Origin of the sequence: Dokdonia sp. 4H-3-7-5, assembly GCF_000212355.1 — a bacterium.
Taxonomy (GTDB): domain Bacteria; phylum Bacteroidota; class Bacteroidia; order Flavobacteriales; family Flavobacteriaceae; genus Dokdonia.
Genome location: NC_015496.1, coordinates 1,373,297 through 1,390,468 on the forward strand (window position 1 = coordinate 1,373,297; position 17,172 = coordinate 1,390,468).

19 protein-coding genes and 1 pseudogene are annotated in these 17,172 nt (G+C 35.7%); 7 read left to right on the forward strand and 13 right to left on the reverse strand.

The annotated features are described in order from the left end of the window. Positions 1-2 precede the first annotated feature (2 nt). Together KRODI_RS05985 and KRODI_RS05990 are read left to right on the forward strand one after the other, a co-directional pair. Entirely contained in the window at positions 3-1,355 is a 1,353-nt protein-coding gene (locus KRODI_RS05985) for an undecaprenyl-phosphate glucose phosphotransferase (RefSeq protein WP_013750690.1), read from the forward strand. Beyond that, the gene (locus KRODI_RS05990; protein ID WP_013750691.1) at positions 1,339-2,139 is read left to right on the forward strand and encodes a glycosyltransferase family 2 protein; all 801 of its coding nucleotides are present in this window, start codon (positions 1,339-1,341) and stop codon (positions 2,137-2,139) included. The genes KRODI_RS05985 and KRODI_RS05990 overlap by 17 nt, the downstream gene beginning before the upstream one ends. On the opposite strand, the gene KRODI_RS05995 is transcribed toward KRODI_RS05990, so the two are convergent. Then, positions 2,136-3,419, reverse strand: a complete 1,284-nt coding sequence (locus tag KRODI_RS05995; protein ID WP_013750692.1) for a phenylacetate--CoA ligase family protein — start codon at positions 3,417-3,419, stop codon at positions 2,136-2,138. The two genes, KRODI_RS05990 and KRODI_RS05995, sit on opposite strands and share 4 nt — an antisense overlap. A gap of 91 nt (positions 3,420-3,510) precedes the next feature. On the opposite strand from KRODI_RS05995, the gene purD reads away from it, so the two are divergent. Further along, positions 3,511-4,779: a phosphoribosylamine--glycine ligase gene (purD, locus tag KRODI_RS06000; protein WP_013750693.1), complete on the forward strand. Its 1,269-nt coding sequence runs from the start codon at positions 3,511-3,513 to the stop codon at positions 4,777-4,779. Between the two features lie 4 nt (positions 4,780-4,783). On the opposite strand, the gene KRODI_RS06005 is transcribed toward purD, so the two are convergent. Next, a complete protein-coding gene (locus KRODI_RS06005) occupies positions 4,784-5,047 on the reverse strand; it encodes a DUF6341 family protein (protein ID WP_013750694.1) in 264 nt (87 codons plus the stop codon). Between the two features lie 81 nt (positions 5,048-5,128). On the opposite strand from KRODI_RS06005, the gene KRODI_RS06010 reads away from it, so the two are divergent. The 4 genes from KRODI_RS06010 (at position 5,129) to KRODI_RS06025 (ending at position 8,929) form a co-directional block, all read left to right on the forward strand. Beyond that, a complete protein-coding gene (locus tag KRODI_RS06010; protein ID WP_013750695.1) occupies positions 5,129-6,055 on the forward strand; it encodes a DUF6427 family protein in 927 nt (308 codons plus the stop codon). A gap of 179 nt (positions 6,056-6,234) precedes the next feature. Further along, positions 6,235-6,846 carry a DUF4254 domain-containing protein gene (locus KRODI_RS06015; RefSeq protein WP_013750696.1) on the forward strand — a complete coding sequence of 204 codons (612 nt, stop codon included), beginning with the start codon at positions 6,235-6,237 and terminating at the stop codon, positions 6,844-6,846. A 76-nt stretch (positions 6,847-6,922) separates the two neighbouring features. Next, the gene (locus KRODI_RS06020) at positions 6,923-7,918 is read left to right on the forward strand and encodes a glycosyltransferase family 9 protein (RefSeq protein ID WP_013750697.1); all 996 of its coding nucleotides are present in this window, start codon (positions 6,923-6,925) and stop codon (positions 7,916-7,918) included. A 57-nt stretch (positions 7,919-7,975) separates the two neighbouring features. After that, complete coding sequence (locus tag KRODI_RS06025; RefSeq protein WP_013750698.1) at positions 7,976-8,929, forward strand: NAD(P)H-dependent flavin oxidoreductase; 954 nt, start codon at positions 7,976-7,978, stop codon at positions 8,927-8,929. A 203-nt stretch (positions 8,930-9,132) separates the two neighbouring features. Here KRODI_RS06025 and KRODI_RS06030 read toward each other — a convergent pair whose 3' ends face one another. The 11 genes and pseudogenes from KRODI_RS06030 to KRODI_RS06080 all read right to left on the reverse strand — a co-directional run bounded on the left by KRODI_RS06030 (position 9,133) and on the right by KRODI_RS06080 (position 17,128). Then, positions 9,133-9,795 (reverse strand): ATP-binding cassette domain-containing protein, encoded by a 663-nt coding sequence (locus KRODI_RS06030; protein WP_013750699.1) that lies wholly within the window; start codon positions 9,793-9,795, stop codon positions 9,133-9,135. Next, a complete protein-coding gene (locus tag KRODI_RS06035) occupies positions 9,792-10,085 on the reverse strand; it encodes a hypothetical protein (RefSeq protein WP_013750700.1) in 294 nt (97 codons plus the stop codon). Before KRODI_RS06035 ends, KRODI_RS06030 begins: the two co-directional genes overlap by 4 nt. A gap of 135 nt (positions 10,086-10,220) precedes the next feature. Then, positions 10,221-10,625 carry a hypothetical protein gene (locus KRODI_RS06040; protein WP_013750701.1) on the reverse strand — a complete coding sequence of 135 codons (405 nt, stop codon included), beginning with the start codon at positions 10,623-10,625 and terminating at the stop codon, positions 10,221-10,223. Positions 10,626-11,055: 430 nt separating this feature from the next. Beyond that, positions 11,056-11,361: a hypothetical protein gene (locus KRODI_RS06045; protein WP_013750702.1), complete on the reverse strand. Its 306-nt coding sequence runs from the start codon at positions 11,359-11,361 to the stop codon at positions 11,056-11,058. A 159-nt stretch (positions 11,362-11,520) separates the two neighbouring features. Next, positions 11,521-11,898, reverse strand: a complete 378-nt coding sequence (locus tag KRODI_RS06050) for a hypothetical protein (protein WP_013750703.1) — start codon at positions 11,896-11,898, stop codon at positions 11,521-11,523. A gap of 1 nt (position 11,899) precedes the next feature. Then, positions 11,900-12,763 carry a hypothetical protein gene (locus KRODI_RS06055; RefSeq protein ID WP_013750704.1) on the reverse strand — a complete coding sequence of 288 codons (864 nt, stop codon included), beginning with the start codon at positions 12,761-12,763 and terminating at the stop codon, positions 11,900-11,902. Between the two features lie 51 nt (positions 12,764-12,814). Further along, the gene (locus KRODI_RS06060; protein ID WP_013750705.1) at positions 12,815-13,249 is read right to left on the reverse strand and encodes a hypothetical protein; all 435 of its coding nucleotides are present in this window, start codon (positions 13,247-13,249) and stop codon (positions 12,815-12,817) included. Next, positions 13,246-13,440: pseudogene (locus KRODI_RS15520) on the reverse strand (2Fe-2S iron-sulfur cluster-binding protein); the annotation flags it as partial. The gene KRODI_RS06060 and the pseudogene KRODI_RS15520, both read right to left, overlap by 4 nt. A 185-nt stretch (positions 13,441-13,625) precedes the next feature. Continuing rightward, complete coding sequence (locus tag KRODI_RS06070) at positions 13,626-14,153, reverse strand: hypothetical protein (RefSeq protein WP_013750706.1); 528 nt, start codon at positions 14,151-14,153, stop codon at positions 13,626-13,628. After that, complete coding sequence (locus KRODI_RS06075) at positions 14,144-15,859, reverse strand: hypothetical protein (RefSeq protein ID WP_013750707.1); 1,716 nt, start codon at positions 15,857-15,859, stop codon at positions 14,144-14,146. Before KRODI_RS06075 ends, KRODI_RS06070 begins: the two co-directional genes overlap by 10 nt. A 216-nt stretch (positions 15,860-16,075) precedes the next feature. Further along, positions 16,076-17,128 carry a ferredoxin--NADP reductase gene (locus tag KRODI_RS06080; protein ID WP_013750708.1) on the reverse strand — a complete coding sequence of 351 codons (1,053 nt, stop codon included), beginning with the start codon at positions 17,126-17,128 and terminating at the stop codon, positions 16,076-16,078. Positions 17,129-17,172 lie beyond the last annotated feature (44 nt).

Genomic DNA, 17,172 nt, shown 5'->3' on the forward strand with positions numbered 1-17,172 from the left:
GTATGGCGCAACGCGTAGGTAGGTATTCCTTTTACATAAGGCCCGCAATTTATGTTATAGATTTAGTGATAATTTTATTACTCGCTAAGGTCTGCCTCATCATGAATGAAAATTTTGTGGTGTTCTCATTATACATTACAACTACTTGGATTTTTTCAACAATCAAGTCAGATTTTTATGAAGTTTATAGGTATACTAAGCCCACACGTATTGTATCCCTATTACTACTACAGTTATTCATTTTTGCATTACTTGTTTTTGCGTTCTTTGGTCTATTTCAAAAAATAGACGCCTCTTTAGTAGCTGTATTTCTATATGTTTTATATGTTTTTGTAGGCGTAGGAATCAATAAGTTTGGAGTGTTCTATTTGTTAAAGACATATAGAGCGGTTTTAGGAGGTAACCACCGTCGCGTTGTTATTTTAGGGTGGAATGTACAGGTCAAGGAGCTTAAAAAGTTTTTTGATGAAAATAAAAGATATGGTTACGTAGTGAGTAGCACCTTTGACATTAAAGATCCAAGTGTATCTCTTGATAGCATATTTAATTACATATTAGAAAATAATGTAGATGAGGTTTACTGCTCTGTAGAGCAGTTTACAAATGAAGAGTTAAGAGAAATATCTGAATTTACAGATAATAATCTTAAGATATTAAAATTCATTCCAGACAGTCGCGAGATCTTTACAAAGAAATTAGAATATCAGTACCTTGGGATTACTCCTATCTTATCACTACGTACTATCCCCATAGATAAACCGCTTAATCAGTTTATTAAGCGCGCGTTTGACATTATTCTTTCTGTTGCTGTACTTGTAGGAATATTAACATGGCTTACGCCTTTACTTGCTATTTTAATTAAGCTCGACTCTAAAGGGACTGTATTTTTCAAACAGAAACGTAACGGATTAGACTATCATGAGTTTTACTGCTATAAATTTCGGTCTATGCGAGATAATGAAGAGGCAGATATTGAACAAGTGAGCAAAAACGACAGTCGTATAACTCGTGTTGGTAGGTTCTTGCGTAAAACCAGTATGGATGAGTTACCACAATTTATTAATGTTCTCAAAGGAGATATGTCTGTAGTGGGCCCTAGACCTCATATGGTGAGACACACACATATGTATGCGGAGCGTATAGATAAGTTTATGGTACGTCACTTCATAAAACCGGGAATTACAGGACTTGCACAAGTAAGTGGTTATAGAGGAGAAATAGAGACCGAAGAGGATATAGTAAACCGCGTAAAATTTGACATATTCTATGTAGAAAATTGGTCACTCTTTTTAGATATTAAAATTGTTTTTAATACAATTTATAAAGCTATTGTAGGAGATGACAAAGCTTATTAAAAAAGACGCTCAACCACTGGTTTCCATTATCACACCGCTGTATAATGCAGCACCTTTTATTGCGCAGACCATCGCGAGTGTACAAGACCAGACATATCAAAACTGGGAGCAAATTATTGTTGATGATTGCTCGACAGATAGTTCTGTTGATGTTGTAAAAGCCTTGGCAGGTTTTGATAATAGAATTAAGCTTATTACGCTTTCGCGAAACAGTGGTGCCGCACAAACTCGCAACATTGCAACAGAAGCTGCCCAAGGAAATTTCATCGCATTCTTAGACTCAGATGATTTATGGCACCCAAAAAAGCTAGATAAGCAAATTGCTTTCATGCAAGAAACAGGTTGTGACGTTTCTTATACCAGCTATGTGCATATAGATGAAAGTGGAAAGCCACTTGGTAAACGCATCGTGGCATTACCAAAACTCACTTACAAAAAGCAACACAGCAATAACTATGTGGGAAATCTCACAGGTATTTATAATGTAACCTCAATAGGTAAAATAAGCGCTCCAGACGTTAGAAAAAGACAAGACTGGGCGCTGTGGTTAGATGCTATAAAGAAGAGCGAAAAACCCGCCTTAGGTTTGCAAGAGGACTTGGCTTTTTATAGAGTACGTGAAGGCTCGATGAGCTCAAATAAATTAAATCTTGTTGAGTACAACTACCAGTTTTACAAAACTTGCCTAGGATATTCTCATGTAGCAGCCACACTATACTTAGTACGCTTTTTTTGGGAGTATTTTGTAATGAGACCTAAATGGATACAGCGATATGATGTCTAGGAGACTAAAGATATAAACTGTTTGAGCTTTCCTCTATTACTACGGTCCATGACATCTACTTTTTCATACCTAAGTTTTAGCCCACTTTCAAGATATTTGGCGGTAGTCTTTTCAATATTTATTTTCTCGTGAGCATTAAGTGGTCTTTCAGAGATATAAATAAATGTAAAGGAATCTTGAGCAGTTTGCTCAATAATGAACTCACTTACATTGCCATCTTCCTCTATAATGCTTTTGGTTACATAATAAAATGTTAGTCCAGGAACTACTTTACCGCTAGGAAGACGTGCAATATCACTTGTTCTACCTTGTAGGTTTTCTAAAATAGGTTTTTTAAGTGTGCTCTGCGGTGATAAAGATCCCATATCACCTATATCATAACGTATAAAAGGATGTGCTTTATTATAAAAAGATGTGATTACAATACGCCCTACCACACCATGAGGTACAGGCTTATCGTTATCATCAAGAATTTCGATAAATAACAGTTCACTGTCTATCTCAAGCTGATTCTTCTTGTTTTGAAAGGCTATAAGTCCTACTTCTGAGGCTCCATATTCATTAATGATTGGGACATTAAATTGCTCCTCCATTAATTTTAAATCATCAGGAAATAGCATTTCACTGGTGACAATACATGCTTTAAGAGTCGGACAAATATCGGTGAGTATAATTTGGTGCTTTCTCAGATACTTAGCAAGTAATACAATGCTACTTGTGTAGCCATTTATATAGTCAAAAGGTGTCTTGCTGAATTTTTTAACCATACCGGCAAGCTTATGCTCGCAAAGATCAAAAATGGGGAAACGATACCTGTTACCTAGTTTGTCCTTGAGTCTTTCCTTTTGATAGGCAATTGTTGTGAGTGGAATCCCATAAAAACGAGCCTGTTTTGAAGTGTCTAGATCAATACTATACCAGTTATATCTTTTTTGGAAACTCACCCAGCTCAATGCATGAGCGTCTTTATCTTTTGCAAAAACAAAAGGATGTCCAGAAGATCCAGAGGTCTTACCTACGTACACCGTCTTGCGGTCGTAGTTTTGAGAAAGCCTATTTTCAAGAGGCTGTTGTAGATTTGCTTTTGTTAACACTGGCAGTGTTTCCCAGTCTTTCTCACCTCTTTCGGTAAGAAGACTCCTGTAAAAAGAATTATAAATCTCGTGATGGGTAACTATCTTTTTTTTCTGCTCAGATATATATGCTGCATATTCACTTTCTGGGATATCTATGATACGTTGCAATTCCGCTTTCGCGAAAGCGGTATCAAATCCTTTCATTTTTAAAGCCCAGTTGAATAAATTCACATCGTCTTAATTAGGGAGCCAAAATACAAACATTTATTTTTGTCTAAACGCAAAATATACCATAATGAATATCTTAATCTTAGGTTCTGGAGGACGCGAGCATACATTTGCTTATAAACTAGCACAGAGCGAGCAATGTGATTCTCTTTTTGTTGCACCAGGAAATGCAGGTACTGCTCAAATTGCAACTAATGTTGCCATAGGCATGACCGATTTTGAAGCTATCAAAACTTTAGTGATTAAGGAACAAATAACAATGGTTGTTGTAGGACCTGAGGATCCGCTTGTGCAAGGAGTATATGACTTCTTTAAAGCAGATGATGCTCTAAAAAACGTTGCTGTCATTGGACCAAGCAGGGAAGGAGCAGAACTTGAAGGGAGTAAGGAGCGAGCGAAGGAATTTATGATTGCTCATGATATTCCTACGGCTGCCTACGAAGCCTTTACGGTAGAAACACTAGAGAAAGGACAAGCGTTTTTAGAAACTTTAAATCCTCCATATGTATTAAAAGCAGATGGTCTTGCGGCGGGTAAAGGAGTTTTAATCATAGAGGATCTTAATGAGGCAAAGGAGGAACTAGCAAGCATGCTTGGTGGTAAATTTGGCGATGCAAGTACGACCGTAGTGATTGAAGAGTTTCTAGACGGAATCGAACTTAGTGTGTTTGTACTTACAGATGGTAAAAATTATAAAGTGCTTCCTACAGCCAAAGATTATAAACGTATAGGTGAAGGTGATAAAGGACTTAACACTGGAGGAATGGGTGCAATAAGCCCAGTTCCATTTGCAGATGATGCTTTTATGAAAAAAATAGAAGACCGTATTGTGAAGCCTACGGTTAATGGTCTTACTAAAGAAAATATAGATTACAAGGGATTCATATTTATTGGTATTATAAAAGTAGGGGATGAACCTAAGGTAATTGAGTACAATGTACGCATGGGTGATCCTGAGACAGAGGTAGTATTACCACGTATTCAGTCTGATCTTGTATCACTTTTCAAAGCGGTGGATAATCAAACATTAGATAAGCAAGAATTTAAGGTAGATGCTAGAAGTGCGGCTACAGTAATGCTTGTTTCTGGAGGATATCCAGAAGCTTATGAAAAAGGAAAAGTAATCACAGGGCTTGAAAAAATTGAAGGATCTATTGCTTTTCATGCAGGAACAACAGAAAAAGATGGCGCAGTGGTTACTAATGGCGGTAGAGTGATTGCTATCACTTCCTTCCATGAAGATTACAGAGAGGCCATAAAAAAATCCTACCAGAATATAGAAAAACTACATTTTGATAGGATGAATTATCGTACAGATATAGGTTTTGACCTATAGTAAATTAAAGGTTGCTTTCTAGCTCGCTGTTTTTACCTAAGAAACCGTGAGCTTTTGCTTCGCGGTATTCTGTATCGTTATCGTCATACTTTTTAATTTCCATAATCCAGTATACGATTGCAGCTGCACAAATGAGCATAAATAACCAGTTTACTCCGTTAGCAAGCCACCAGTTGCTCAATTCTAATTCGGCAAGGGCGTTAAAAGGTGCAAATAAAGTTGCTTCTGCAAATTCTTCAATGCCTTCGAAAAATCCTGTCAAACTCATAATGTTGTATGTTTACAATATTGAAATCTTAATTATGCATCTAGTAAAGATGTTATTGCAAAAATAGGAAAAAAACTAGCTATGCTCACAAGATTTTTTGGGACTTCAAAACCACTCGCTATTGCCGTTGTTTTGATATATATGACCTTAGGGTTTTTCTATAGCCACAGAGGTATAATTACAGAACCATTTTCATGGACAAGTACATCTAAAACATTGGGCATGTGGGTACTTTATGTGCTCACTATGTTTATATTAAGTTTTGTTTCTCAAAAAAATGACCTTACTAAGCGATCTTCATATGGAGTACTCTTGTTTGCAGCATTTAGCCTGGCATTACCAGTCGCTCTAAAGGATCACGCCATATTAATAGCTGGTTTCTTTATCTTAATTGCGCTACGTAGGATCATCAGTTTCAAGTCAGAATTACACATGGAGCGCAAAATTTTTGACGCGGCACTGTGGATATTATTAGCCTCTCTAGCTTTTTATTTTAGCTGGTTGTACGTTATAGCAATTTATCTAGCGTTATTATTTTATAGAATCACGGTAGTAAGGTATCTGTTTATTCCGCTACTAGCATTACTGAGCTTTAGTGTAATTTATTATTCTATTCTATTGTTTCAAGTGGGTGATCCTTCTGAGGTGTCATTATCATTTCAATCTATATCACTAGATTTTACAGCTTATAATAATTTACAGGTGCTCGCGGCAATTGCTTTCTTCATAGGGACATTATTGTGGACTATATGGAAATATCTAGGCGAACAACGAAGGGCTTCTACGGGATCAAAAAGTAGATACTCGGTTATTTTAGGAATACTAGCTGTGGGACTAGTGGTAATCTTATTTACCACCACAAAAACAGGGGCAGAGTGGTACTTTATTATACCCGTAATGACCATCATTGTAAGTAATTATCTCGAAAATACAGAGAGCTTGCTATTTAAGGAAAGCTTATTATGGTTTATCATATTATTACCTATCATAATACATCTACTACCTTAATTTGACAGCTCTTGTTTCTAAATCCAATGCTACTTATAACAAGTAAAGGCAGGTCGCTATGCCAACTCAAAAAATAATATCTTTGTAGACCATGCCTATCACCCGTATGCCTCAGAGGATTTATACCTTGTATGGAGCACTCCGCATTATAGAATAATTACATTATAGAAAACAATTATATGTTTACAGAAAAGGCAAACGCCATTTTTAAAGAAGCAATCGACACTTATCATTTAGTAAATACGGTAGATCAACCTTTTATCAATAAGTATGATAAGGGAGAAGATTTATTGGGTCACCTATTATACAGAAAATGCTGGATAGATACGGTGCAGTGGCATTATGAAGACATTATTCGTGATCCGCAGATTGATCCAGTAGCAGCCTTGACTCTAAAACGTAAGATTGATGCGTCTAACCAAGATCGCACAGACATGGTTGAATATATAGACAGCTATTTTCTTGAAAAATATAACAGTGTTGAGGTTAAAGAGAATGCTACAATTAATACAGAAAGTCCGGCTTGGGGAGTAGATCGTTTATCCATTCTAGCGCTCAAAGTATACCATATGGACGAGGAAGCAACTCGCACAGATGCTAGTGATGCACACCGAGCAGCTTGTAAAACTAAACTTGACATATTACTTGAGCAACGCGTAGACCTTTCGACAGCGATAGATACCTTGCTTGAGGATATCTCAAAGGGAGATAAGTACATGAAAGTCTATAAGCAGATGAAGATGTACAATGACGATGAGCTCAACCCAGTCCTTCGCAACATTAAAAAATAATTATCTGTTGAAGGATTTAGTTTAAAATCGATAAACCCTTCACAAGTCTAGCGAGATAATGGTTCAACAAAAACACATGCTCATCATTCGTCTCTCTGCAATGGGAGACGTTGCGATGACGGTGCCTGTGGTGTACGCTTTCGCGAAAGCGAACCCAGAAATAAAAATATCCTTCCTTTCAAAACCTTTTTTTAGGCCTATTGTAGAAGCAATACCTAATGTCACATTTATCTCAGCAGAAGTAAATACCATACACAAAGGTGTAAGCGGTATGTGGAAATTATCGCGCCAACTTAAAAAGTTAGGAATTACACATGTCGCAGATTTGCACAATGTAATTCGGTCAAAAATGCTGCGTAAGTTTCTTAATCTTCCCAGCGTTTGTCTAGATAAAGGTAGACCAGATAAAAAGGCGCTTACTAGAAGCACAGATAAAGTCTTTAAAGCCCTTAAGACCACAATAGCAAGATATCAAGATGTTATTGAAGGGTTAGACGGACATCATTTTATACCAGAACCACTCCCTAAACCTAACAAACAAGATCAGGTTGTAGAGTTTACTGCTGGTTGTCATAAAAAGTGGATTGGTATCGCGCCTTTTGCAGCACACCAAGGAAAGCAATATCCACTAGACTTGATGGAACAAGTAATTAGACAGCTAGATGATAAAAAAGAATACAATTTATTCCTTTTTGGAGCACCAGATGAGGAGGAGATACTTAAAGACCTTTCGCAAGGTTGCATAATGACAAAGGTGGTTGCCGGAAAACTCAAATTTAAAGAAGAAATTAATCTTATTAGTCAGCTAGATGGTATGCTCGCTATGGATAGCGGTAATGCACACCTAGCAGCAATGTATGGGATTCCTACCGTAACGTTGTGGGGAGTAACGCACCCACATGCAGGATTTGCACCATTTAATCAAGAAGTAAACTGCCTACTTTCAGATAGAATAAAGTATCCAGAAATACCGACTTCTATTTATGGAAACGTAGTGCCAGAAGGGTATGAGAATGTGATGACGACTATCTTACCTGTTGATATTGTTGATAAAATCACGGATACGATCTAACATAAAAGTATTATGCACGCATAATAAGATTGATTATATTTGTTTAAATTGAATGTTATGAGCACAACAAAACCTACCCTAAAAGATTTACTTGGAATTACACATCCTATCATTATGGCACCTATGTTTTTAGTGTCTAATGTAGCGATGCTCAAAGCCGGAATGGAAAACGGAATTGCTGCTTGTGTGCCAGCACTCAATTATAGAACGATAGATGAGCTTAAGGCTGCAATTACTGAGCTTAAGGCTGCCAAAGTTCCAGGAGGAGCATTTGGTATTAATCTCATTGTAAATAAGTCAAACATGAAATATCCTGCACAGCTGGAAGCGGCTTGTGAGCTAGGAGTAGACTTTATAATTACATCCTTAGGATCCCCACAGATGGTGATTGAGCAAGCAAAACCTAAGGGAATCAAAGTGTTTTGTGATGTAACAGACCTTGGCTATTCAAAAAAGGTGGAGGCTATGGGATGTGATGCGCTCGTTGCTGTAAACAATCAAGCAGGAGGTCACAGAGGTAACATCGCTCCCGAAGCACTGATAAAAGAACTTGATGAAAATTGTGCAATTCCAGTAATCACCGCTGGAGGCGTTGCAAATAAAGCAGATCTCGAACGCGCTATGTCTTACGGTGCTATAGGAGCAAGTATAGGAAGCCCTTTTATAGCATCAGAAGAGGCTCCAGTATCACAAGAATACAAACAAGCTTGCGTAGATTTCGGTGCTAAAGATATCGTGATGACTCAAAAGATTTCTGGTACACCTTGTACTGTCATAAACACGCCTTACGTTCAAAAGATAGGGACTAAGCAAACGTGGTTAGAAGGCTTACTTAACAAAAATAAGAAGCTTAAGAAGTGGGTAAAGGCTATACGCTTTGCAAAAGGAATGCGTGACACCACAAAAGCCGCTCAGAGTGCTACATATAAAACAGTTTGGGTAGCTGGGCCATCTATAGAAGAAACGACTGCTATAGAGCCTGTGGCAACTATTATCAAGAAGTTTATATAGAAGTGCGCTTTCGCGAAAAAAGGAACTGTCATCTCGACGTTAAGAGAGATCACACAAGCGGCTTAGGAATATAGCTCCATAGGAAACGTTATGCGATTTCTCGTCGCTCGTACCTCGCTCTGTCCAAATGACTACAGATTGTCATCTCGACGTTAGGAGAGATCACACAAAGAGCTTGAGTAGCAGATTTTCAAAAAGTTTAATCACTTCAAATAGCCAAAATCTTTCAAATCTTGTGAAGTATGTATTTCATGAGCAACGCAATCTTTTAAGATCAAATTCTTAGTAGAAACATTAAGAACGTCTGTATAATAATGATCTGTGAGTATGATTCCTTTTTTCGCTTTAAGCGAAATTAAAAACTCTTTTATTTTCTCCTTGTAAAGTGGTTCTATCATAGAGAAAGGTTCATCAAGCATCAAAAACGGATGGTTGAGGTTTGCGACAAGTAGTAATTCTAGATAGCGTATTTCTCCCATGGAGAGTAGACCTGCCTTTCTTGAAGCAATTTTCTCAACAAATGAAGCTCTAAAGATGGCGTCTTGATCATCACCGTTTTCATGAAATAGCGGAATAATATCTCTTACTTTTAAATGCTTGGGTAAGAAACTTTCTTGTGGTAAGTAACCAATAAGTTGCTCAGGTATGACGGTTTTAGGTGCTATGGATGTACCATTTATGCTAAGCTCTAAGCGCGTAGGTTTAAGTGTTCCAAAAAGAATTTTGAGAAGGGTAGATTTTCCAGAACCATTTTTTCCAAAAAGTCCTAAAACATCTCCTGTACTAAGAATAAAAGATACATCTGTGAGTATGGTTTTCCTTCCAAAGTTTTTGTAAAGACCGTGTACGTTAAGTTCATTTTTCATAGAAAGGGAAGAACAAATACAGTGAGTATACAGGCAAGAACAAAATTTACTGCCCATGCACGTAGTATCAAATAGCGCTTTGTAAAGCCAATATTATAATACATATAATATTGCTGCTTCTGAAAATATGCAAATGCCAAAACGCCTAAACCAGTGCCGAAAACTCCAAAAATAATGATGGTGGTAAATATACCTACAGCGATACGTTCACTAGCGGGAACGTGAACAAGCCCAAACACTAAGCAAATGCCTGCGGCGTATAAAGTTACATCACGGTAATAGGTCCACATGGATTAAATGTATTCTTACAAGTCTAATCATATATTCAAACAAGATATATCTATATAAACCAAGATAACTGAACTTTAGTATAACATCAACACCCAAAGGTGAGTACAGCGAGAGCTGCATGTGTTTTAAGTACGCTATATTTTATAAACGCCTTTACCATCATGTTGAGCTATAACAAGAGTATTAAATTCCTTTAAAAATGATTTTTTGTCTAAGAGATGCTGTTCTGCAGTTGCTCTTAGTCCTTTTTTGAGCGTAGCATTTTTCTTAAGAATGGAAACTAAAAACCAAATAAGTATAGCTATTATTAAGACTCCTAGTGTGAGCATTGTCATTTCTATAATATGCTTCTCTGAATAAGTAACACGTTTTCCAGCTATAAAAATGTTGTAAATAGCAAATAATCCAACTACTGCAAAACCTACATATCTTACATTATAGGTAGTCTTCATAAACAATATATAGCGATCAACGTGGGATTGAAGTTCTTGAGCGGGTAGGGTAGATAATATTCGAAACTCTTGTTGATTTACGTCCATAATTTTGTCCAATAAGTAAAGTGATAGCTTTTGTGAAAATTTTCATTCTCCTAAAAAGAAGCGTGCAATATATCTACAAATGATAAGTACATGCAAGTGTTTAAAAAGAAAAAACTCATTAAGTAGCTATACCTAATGAGTTTTAAAAATATGTTATCGTAAAAGACTAGACACCATCATAATCTACCACAATCGAAGCTGAAGTAGGATGCGCTTGGCAGGTAAGTATTAATATCATAAGTTTTTGTACTTTAAAGAAACCTCATAAGAAATGTAATATTTTTTATGTTCTGGATCTTCTGTTAAAATATAAATTTTTGAGGCCTCTCTTAGTACGTCCTCAAAGGATTTCCATACAGAAAATACAATATCAGTACTGAAGATAATATTCTCCTTTATTTTGCTTTTTTGAACTCTTTTGACTTTATGTCTATACTTCTTGATATAATAAGCTTAATTGAGGTGGTGAAGGGTAATTTGTAGTTCCTATAATACCCTTTTGAAGCTTTCCGTCTTTAAAAAAATAATTATAATAACTGTCATTTTTACAATCACACTTCTCCTTTTTGAATAAGAACATTTCAATCCTATTTGAGTCATCTGTTTTAGGTATTATATTCCTAATAACATTATTGCCTTCTTCAAATATGATATTGACAATAGTACCTTGAGCAATAGTGTACGTATTCGATAATAAAGCCAAGGCTAATAAAGCAATTAAGTTGCTGATTTTCATATTTTTTAATTTGGACAGTTACTTGTGGTTGCTGGATAATATTGATTCAAAGCGTATTTTAAAACCTCTGGCATATTTTGAGTAGACAATAAGTACCCTCTTAAAATGTCAGTTTGATCTTTATTTAGGTCTAGCTCTTCCTAAAGCCATTTTTTATACTTAGTCTATAATCGTATCACTAACAATCCATACTCTTTCAACTTGAACGAGACATCCAGTAGCATCTTTATTACCAACATAGATATAGATGGAATACTCATTAAAATAATCTGGATATGTTTTACCTTCATTAATTTTTCTAAAAACGGAATAAGATTTTATATTGTCCTCATCAATTTGTTTGTATTCTATGTCATATTTAGTGTGCTTATTTTTATTATGTTGAAAAGTATACTTTCCTTCTAGAGTATATATCTCTAATTCTTTTTTTAAACTAATTGTATCTTGTCCATCATCGAATATCAAAATCACTTGTTCTGGTTTCTGTGAAAATAATATCTGTGGAAGAAATAATATTAAAAAAAAGGTATATTTCATTTTATTCACAATTAAAATTATTTCGAACAGAAATAACGGAGAGTCTTTCTGTTTCGTTTAAGCTTGTCCAAGCTACTGTAGAATTCTCATACAAACCAGTTGCATAATTTAACTCTCCAGAACCCATTAGTCCGTCCCACAATAGAGCATCGTAAACTTCCTCTGGTTGATTTGGGTCGAACTCTCTTAAGGCACTTTTAATTATATCTCTGTAATGTTGAGCCATTGCCTCATGTTGAGGAGATGAAGGGTTCTGTCCTTGTGGAATATTCCATCTGCATCTAGTGTAGTAGTCATAAAGGCCAGGGTAGTCATTTCTCAACTGAATAACTTGGTTAGGGTTTAAATTTATACTCGGGTGTTGTGATATAGATAAAAGCTTTCTAAAAATTTCAGCATGTATCAATTCATGAATGAACGTTCTAGCTATTGACAAACTTGGTCTGTCAAGGTTATTTGGGTTAAATTCTAAAGTTATCAAATAATTCTCAGGAGCACTTGTTTGAGCATTCACATTATCTTGAAGATTTGGATTCGCAGCAAGTTTCAAATTTGCAACGCTCATATCACCATCGAAATTATTTAGATAATTTGCAAAAGTTTCTGCACCTCCAGCTTGAATATACATGTTCCTAAGGCAATCATTGTTTAAAAATGTCGCATCCTCAATTATCTGCTCATCAAAATCCACTTCAAAATCCATACCACAACTATCGCTTAGTTGGTCTATAAGGGTGTTTGCAAAAGCTAGCTCAGGATCATTAAGCGTTACCTCATTTTGATTTACAAATTGGTTAATTTGATTTTTCAAATCACAGTTTTCATTTAGACAATCAGCTTCACTATCAGTAAGTCCAATAATCATTTCCAACTCATTAAATGCTACAGGAACAAACTTCTTAAAAGAGAATTAGTTTTAATGATGCATTTTTAAAGTTTGTAAATTTTTTGTCGTGCCTAAATATATAGCATTAAAATATACAAACTCCTGACTACCAGCATCTCTTACAAAATAAATTTGCTTAGAATCACTAAGATATTCGTGTAGTTCACAGGATGTAAAGGTACTCAAGTCAGATCGAGACAAAACTATCGTGTCGTCTGGAAGCGATTTTTCCATTTGATTTAGGGGAACTTTATCAAAAGCAACTTCATTTAAAGGTAAGAAATTGTAAGTATCGAAAGAAAAGCGCTTGTCTGAACTAGGAATATATATTTCTAAGCTGTAATTATGATTTTTACCAACCATAAGATTTGTCGACTCATCCATATAAATAAAGACAGAATCTTTTTGAGCATTCAGATAGATTGTATTTAATATAAAAATTATAAAACACCATTTTGCTTTCATCTAGTTACAATTTTGATTATAATTAACCCTTCGGCAACTTCTGCGTCCGTTAAGATTTGGTTTTGTGACATTACTGCTGTTCCTTCTGTTACACGAGCAATACAGCTGCTGCATATGCCGCCATGACAAGAGTGTGGAGCTTCTATGTCTTGATCTAAGGCTTCATCTAGAATAACGGCATCCTTCTTCATGATAGGGAATTGATCCAATCTTATATCAACATTAAGGATGTTAAGGACATTGCAAGTAGTGTTTTCACCAAGGAGGGTATCCTTTTCATGAGATTTGCAACCTATTAAGATTAATGACGTAAAAAACAAATTAATTACAAGGTGGCGTATTTGTATCATTTTGAAACTAATGAGTTTGTTTTATTCTAAGATTTTTCTAAAACCCTAGAATCTTTAATCGCCCAAAAGTTCTTTTCTTTTTTTAGTTTGACCCATCTTAATGACGAACTTAAATAACCGTAGTCAATTCCTATTAAGACAAAAGCTTCATCGAGAAGTGGATCGTAATTTATTTGAGAGAATTTGATAATGGCTCTATTCTCCTTAAAAAAGAGGTTTCTATCAGTACTTTCCTTAATGACGGAAATATTAAAATTTCTTTTGACGTGTTTTAAGTTTTGAAGACTAAAAGTTTCAACTTTTTGGGAGACATTTTGTATTTTTTGGTTTTCAATATTTGCTTTAGGTTTTTCGAAAAGAATTTTATCAAAACCCACATTAATTGGAATTTGGAATAAAGAGTCTAAGGCTTTTTGAGATATATTATTATTTTCCTTTTTGTAGGGAGGAGGGAATGGTTTTACGAATTTATCACAAAGTGCCGAATATATTTTAGTATCATTATTAACACAAGATACTGAAGAAAGAATAATAAAGAAAAAAATTAGTCGCATACCGTACTATTTGAGATTGCTATATCTGTGAGTGCTTCAAATTCGTTAGCTAAAGGTTCCATAGCTAAAAGATTACTGGCGTCCCATTTGGAAAGACCAGTCCAAGCGATAGATTTATAATGATCTAGGCTGTAATTATTGTTGTCAAATTGTCTCAATGCTTGGGAAATTTTATCTACATAATTTAATGTCATATATATGTGATCAATGTCACCAGCATCATTGTCGTAAAGAGGTGAGTAGTATGTGTAAAGCTGAAATAGTTGAGGCCGATCGTTTATATCGGCATTTACTTCGTGAACTTTAACAAATCTAGCTATTTCAGCGTGTATGGATTCGTGCATTATTGCACCAGCCATCTCTAAGGGAGAAAGAGCTACGTCTTCAAAATAGATAACGATGTTATTTGGATCACTGTCGTCAGTACATTGATCATCAGTACTTGAGCATTCTCCAACAGCAAAAGTTAAATTAAACTTAGGATCGTTAACAAATTTACCTACAGTTTCTTTCCATAGAGAAGAACTATTCTCTTTTAAAGTATTGTATGTACAAAGAAGACTTGGATTGTTAATAAAACTTGAATCAAGTATCACTCTCTCATCAAAATCCACTTCAAAATCCATACCACAACTATCGCTTAGTTGGTCTATAACGGTGTTTGCAAAAGCTAGCTCAGGATCATTAAGCGTCACCTCATTTTGGTTTACAAATTGGTTAATTTGATTTTTCAAATCACAGTTTTCATTTAGACAATCAGCTTCACTATCAGTAAGATTAAGGACTCTTTCAAGAGATTTATAAGGAACTGGTATTATAGCCATATTTCCAGAAGGGCCACAACCAGAAGAACGCATATTTTTTATTGTGATTTCTGTAATATTTACTGTGCCATCACTACAAGAGGTCGTAAGTATAGTGGAACCTTTAAAACCTGCTGTACATTCTGTAGATGTACCATAGTGACAATTACAAATACTACAACCTTGGGTCGAAATACTTGTGTTACAAGTGACACTTCTAGAACTATTTCCGCTTGGTCCAGTACCAACACCTGAATCATCACCACTTGTTCCGCCTCCTCCAGAAGTATCACCATCATCTACGGGGTCACCATGCCCGTCATTTGTATCACTACTCCCATCTTCCATTTCTTCTTCTCCACAATAACCAGAAGAAGATATTGGTACTACGATGGGAAGTTCAGAGCAGTCATTCATATTTCTTACACTGTCGTCAAAGTCTGCAAGCAAATAGGTACGTATAAAACCTGTAAAAGATTCCATATTTACTTCTTCGATATTATAACGCTCTTTAAATTCTGGCGTCATTGCATACTCAACAATATATGGAGTGGGACTCTGGTCTTCAGAAGACTGGCTAATCACAAGATTAAAAAATCGGTTCTCGTGTTGCTTGTTTGTTCGTAAAGCAAATGTGTAGTTTACGTTGCCTATTGTGTCTATAACTTGCTGTATGTTGTCAAGGGGTACTTCTCCGAAATCTGTTATAATAGCACTACCACCTTTATTATTTCTTTGCTTTCTCCCGACATCCTTCTCTAGAAACTCTAAAAGCTTTGGATTATCTTTTATATCTATAGCTCTAGTACTATATGAGTTGTCGTGGTGATCAGGTAAAAGAGTGATTTCTTCAATGTTTTCGCTGTTATCAAAACTTTCATCACTTTCACAACTTGTAAACAAATTAAAACAAATTATAGTCTAAGATAGTGTTTTGATTTCATAAGTGATTGATTAGTTAGGTGTTAAATGTAGTCAACATTGTTTTTTCCTACAAATTATTTTCAGTTATTTTATTAAACAAAAAAGACCTGACAGCTTTTAAAAGCTGTCAGGTCTTTACGAATTCATTCTGATTACTATGAGAGTTTTCTTTCTTTTCTTTTAAAAACCTAGCGACTACACATCATCATAATCTACCACAATCGATGCTGAGGTAGGATGCGCCTGGCAGGTAAGTATTAACCCTTCGGCTACTTCTGAGTCTGTTAAGATTTGGTTTTGTGACATAACTGCCGTTCCTTCTGTTACACGCGCAATACAGCTGCTGCATATTCCTCCTTGACAAGAATGTGGAGCATCTATGTCTTGATCTAAGGCTGCATCAAGAATGACAGCATCTTTCTCCATAGTAAACTCAAATTCCTCATCGTCGCAAACTACTTTGATAGCAGTTTTACCATCTAGGTTGGCATCTATAGTTACCTCTTCTGTACTTGCTGTAAAAAGTTCGAAGTGTATATTTTCTTCCTTAGTGTCATTTTCCTTAAGCACTTTAGAAACTTCTTTGATCATGGCTTCTGGACCACATAAGAAGTACTCGTTAAAGTCATTTGCCGCATATTTGTTTTTCACTACAAAATTAACTGTAGCCTTCATAATACGTCCAAAATGTGCTCCATCTACTCGTGTTTGAGAGTAAATAAACTCTATAGAGAAACGATCTTTGTACTGGTCACGTAAAGCAATTAACTCATCGCGGAACATGGCTTCTTCTTCGGTGCGGTTTCCGTACACTAGAACAAACTTACTATCTGCAGACTGTGATAAAGTAGTCTTAATCATTGATAAGATAGGCGTGATTCCTGATCCTGCGGCAAAGGCTGCGTAGGTTTGCGCTTTCGCGAAAGCGGAATTTTCAATTTTAAATCGTCCTTCTGGTGTATGAACATCCATGGTATCACCTTCCTTTAACTCACGGTTTGCATAGGTGGAAAAAGTACCATTCTCAACTTCTTTTATCGCAACAGTAAGTCCTTCTTGAGGAGTACTGCAAAGAGAATATGCGCGACGAACTTCCTCACCATTAATTTGAGTTTTTAAAGTTATATATTGTCCTGCAGAGAAGTTGAAATCTTCTTTTAGTGAATCTGGAACAGCAAAAGTTACTGCCACAGATTTTTCTGTAACGCGCGTAATGCTTTGTATATGAAGTGTATGGAATTGTGACATTATGTTTTTTTTGTAAAAATACAAACGATTGCGTTTTGTATGTA